This window comes from Streptomyces sp. NPDC048484 (genome assembly GCF_040651415.1).
In the GTDB taxonomy this organism is placed as follows: domain Bacteria; phylum Actinomycetota; class Actinomycetes; order Streptomycetales; family Streptomycetaceae; genus Streptomyces.
In genome coordinates, this window is record NZ_JBEZJY010000116.1 from 1 (window position 1) to 3,777 (window position 3,777).

Annotated in this window: 3 protein-coding genes and 2 pseudogenes; all 5 read right to left on the reverse strand. The window is 67.0% G+C overall.

The window, feature by feature from the left end:
* A partial coding sequence (locus AB0D14_RS44675) for a putative T7SS-secreted protein (RefSeq protein ID WP_362791206.1) occupies window positions 1-206 on the reverse strand: 206 nt, incomplete at its 3' end.
* 69 nt (window positions 207-275) lie between these two features.
* The gene (locus AB0D14_RS44680) at window positions 276-914 is read right to left on the reverse strand and encodes a hypothetical protein (protein WP_362791208.1); all 639 of its coding nucleotides are present in this window, start codon (window positions 912-914) and stop codon (window positions 276-278) included.
* Window positions 904-1,215, reverse strand: a complete 312-nt coding sequence (locus AB0D14_RS44685; RefSeq protein WP_362791210.1) for an SseB family protein — start codon at window positions 1,213-1,215, stop codon at window positions 904-906. The genes AB0D14_RS44680 and AB0D14_RS44685 overlap by 11 nt, the downstream gene beginning before the upstream one ends.
* Window positions 1,216-3,171: 1,956 nt before the next feature.
* Window positions 3,172-3,437: pseudogene (locus AB0D14_RS44690) on the reverse strand (ISL3 family transposase); the annotation flags it as partial.
* Window positions 3,438-3,542: 105 nt separating this feature from the next.
* Window positions 3,543-3,777, reverse strand: a pseudogene (locus tag AB0D14_RS44695) (maturase); the annotation flags it as partial.

The window sequence follows — 3,777 nt, forward strand, 5'->3', positions numbered from 1 at the left end:
TCGACCTCGGCGCCCATCCGGTTGGCGACCGAACGGGACTGCTCACGCACCCAGTCCGCACCGGACTGCCAGCCGACGTCGTCCAGCCGGTCGGCGGTCCACTTCCCGGCGTCCTCGACCCGGTTGCCGGCCCACTCGACGCCGTCCTCGACCACGTCCTCGACCGCATCGGGCGTGATGTCACTGATGAAGTCGCCGATACCCACAGTCAGTTCCCCCCCGGACTCACCCTGCGCCTGTTGCTGCTGCTGTGCCTGCTGTGCCTGCTGTTCCTGTTACTCCTGCTGTTCCTGCTGTGCGCGTTCCTCCGGCGACGGGCCGAAGGTGTCGTCCAGCGCTTGGTCGAACTGGTCGTCGGAGATGCCGAACGCGTCGTTGAGCAGGTCCGACTGCCGGCCGCCCTGGCCCTCGGTCAGGACGGTGCGGCCGGTGTCCTTCCAGGTCTGCTCCATGTCCTGACCGGCCTTGTCCCACGACTCGGCGCTGTAGTCCGGGTTCAGGGCGTCCGGCGTGAACACCTCGCCCCAGTCCTGCTGGGTGATCTCCTCCTCGGAGGCGTGCGGGTTGCCGCCCATCACCGAGTTGACGCCCACCTTCAGCGCGCCCTCGACGTACTGGTCGTGCTCCCACTCGGTGCCCGCCGCCAGACCGAGCCGGGTGGCGAGCGCGCTGGCGTCGCTCACCAGGGCCCGCACACCCCACTCCCAGCGCTCACAGAAGTCCTCGAAGTCGACGGCGAGGCCGTGGTGCCCGGCCTCCATCCCGGTCATCGCCAGCTCCGAGAAGCCCTTGCCCAGCACCGAACCGGTGGCGCCGCCCAGATCACCGAGCTGGTCGATGACCGCGCCCACACCCTGCGTGAACTTCGCCACCGACGCCTTGTCCAAAGCGAGGTCAGCCCCGTCACCACCCACGGCCGTCCCCCTCCTGCGCCTCGCCGGAGTCGACGCCGACGGTGATGTCGACGCCGACGGTGATGTCGATGCCGATGTCGACGGCGGCTGCGTCCGGAACGACGCCGACGACCGGCGGGAAGAACATCGACCCGTCCTCGGTGGCGATGTCCACGGCCAGCCCGGCGGGCTCGCCCAGAAACGGCACGACCTCGTCGACGATCCGCGCACCCAGCAGCGCCGCATACTCCATCGCCTGATCACCGGACCCGTGCAGCAGGGCGAACCGGGCCAGCGCCGCCTCGCCGGTGAACCCACACACCCACCGCACCCCACCCGACCGCGCCGACCACAGACCCCCACCGGCCACCGGCACCAGAAGAACCGAACGCCGCATCTCACCCACCAGCGCCCGAGGATCACCAACCCCCTACGCTGCTTGGCAATCCGCTCGGCGAACGCAGTCCCTGCCTGCTCCACGGCCCCTCCCCCTGATAGGCGACTGATGGCACCGTAGATCAAGACGCACGGCATGACAGCGTCGGTTCTCGTGAAGATTCCGCCCCAGGCCCGACTGGCCTCAGGGCACGGGAGCCGCCGACCGATGCCCGGTCCCGGCGCGGGACAGGCCGGTGGCCCCGGTTGCCCTACCGCCCCCGCCGATGACGATCAGTGCTGCCTGCACGGAGGGTCGGCGGACACGTATCGGGACAATGCCGAGACCAGGCCCGTCCGCCCGTTCTCGGACAGCGGCAAGTGCTGTGGGACTGGTGGAGGAGATGTCCGCCCCGCCTACGTCGCTGTCACCCGCGCCCGCCATTGGGCCCGACATCGGTGGCCCGGGCTGGATCAACCAGCACTCCGACGGCAACCTCGGCGGAGCACACCGTGCGAGGGCCGGGCAGGTAGCGGCTGGGGTCGAGGTGCTACCAGGGAGGCATCCGTGGAGGAACCCGCTGACGGATGGCTTGTAGGGGTTTCACAGTGACCTTTGTTTGTCTCTCCGACTGGTCGGCCGTACTGCCAGCAGCCCGGAAGTGATCTTGCTGATGGGTCGGTGGCTACCCCGTGGGTGGACAGCCGGTGGACAGACGCCTTTGGACGGTGCATCACGGGGTGGCACGGGTCAGCCTGTGGAATGTGCTCTGATCAGGCAGAACGTCACTGGACAGCACGACGGAACACCACGCAACACGACCGCTCATGGTCTCGTAATGCGTAGGTCTCGGGTTCGAATCCCGAAGGCGGCTCTGAGGAACCCCAGGACTCACTCGCCGTGACCTGGGGTTTCTTTCTTTTCTTGACCTTGGAATGTGCGTATGTAGCGCTCCGGTCGCCTGTGCATGGAGTGCGTAGGTCAGAGGTTTACTCTTTGGGTTCAGTTAGCCATCTCTGAGCTCAAGTATCGGCGCTGACCTGTGGTTTCTTTGAGAGTCGCTGATGCGTGGGTCAGTATGGGCGAGGCGTGCGGTGGCCGAGCGGTGGCCATCCGTGCAGCGGTGGTGCACGGATGAGGGCTGCAGCGCTGTTGGCGGAACCCGTGCCGAGCTCCGGGGTTGTGGCTATCCGACAATGCGGGGTTCGGGAGCGTTGTTTGCGGTACGTGACGAGCACCTGTTGGTGCAGCCACACCTGCGCTACGCCTGGTCGTCAGTGATCTTCGCGTCACCCTTCTGGGTTCATCGCTCTAAGTCGGGCGCGAATCATGGAGAGACCAGTAGCTTCGGCGCAGTTCGCGCCGCGCGCGAGCCGGGAGAGGTGCTACTTGATCACGCCGTGGGCGCGGCTTCTGCTGCCGTGCGGGCCGTGCTCGGGCGTGGATCGGGCGTCCTTTCCGGGTATTTCCCTCCGACGGGCCGGGCTTTCGCCGGCTTTGGCCTCAGGGCTGGGGATGGGCAACGAAACGAGGTCAAAGACCCATAAAGGGGAGTCGTAGAGGCCGTTGTCGTGCCCTCACGTGCCGACGTCCGCAGACGTCGCGCGATGTCGATGTCCCGGCCCAGTGCGCTGAGCCGGGGCGGCTCCCGGCTCGCGTCGAGCACGACGACATGCAGCCGGTCCCCGGCCTGGGGCGGAGCGCTGTTCTCGTCCCACCAGGAGGGGTGATTCACCTGGTCGATGAATCCGGTCTCGCCGTCGACTTCGACCTCTGCGCCCACTGCGGAGACCGCGAGCACGGTCACATCGAGTTCTCGATGAATGCGGAGGTGATTTCGGTCTTCCGTAAATGGATATCCAACTGCGACCCTGGGTCGGTTCGTTGTGTCGGTCCAGTTTCGAGGGTGGGCCGGTAGGCGGGGGCGATGCGCAGGGCCTGGGGTTCGGGCATGCGGGCATAGCGTTTGACGGTGTTCAGAGCCACTCCGAGGCGGCGGGCGCAGTCGAGCAGGCCGACGCCCTGGCCGAGAAGGTCATGGATCTTGGTCCAGCGTTCGCGGGTGGTCTGCTCGCGTACTCCACCGGGACGGGTTGGGTTGATGATGGCCCAGCAGCCGGTGTGCCCGCCGACCTCGAGCTGGATTTGTCGCAGGGGTTTCTCCAGAGGGTACTGGTGGGCCGTTGGCGAGGTGCCTGCTGAGCAGGCCCTTCTCCAACGGCCCCCAGCCCGAACGACGCATGCGACTTTCACCGCACGTCGCTCTCCAGTGACTACTCCGTGTGTGCTGAGACGGGCTTCTTGCCGTGGATGTCCGCGTGACAACTTCCGCAGACCACAAGGGTTTTGCGGTGTCTCGCGGCCATGAGATCTGCCCACGGCGGCCGGGTTACCGATCTTCCGAGGTCCGCGAGCTTGGCGACGTGGTGAACTTCCACCGCCTCGACGCGCCCGCATGACTCGCACCGCCCGGCGAGGAGCCGGGTGACCAGCTCCTTGCGTTTGATG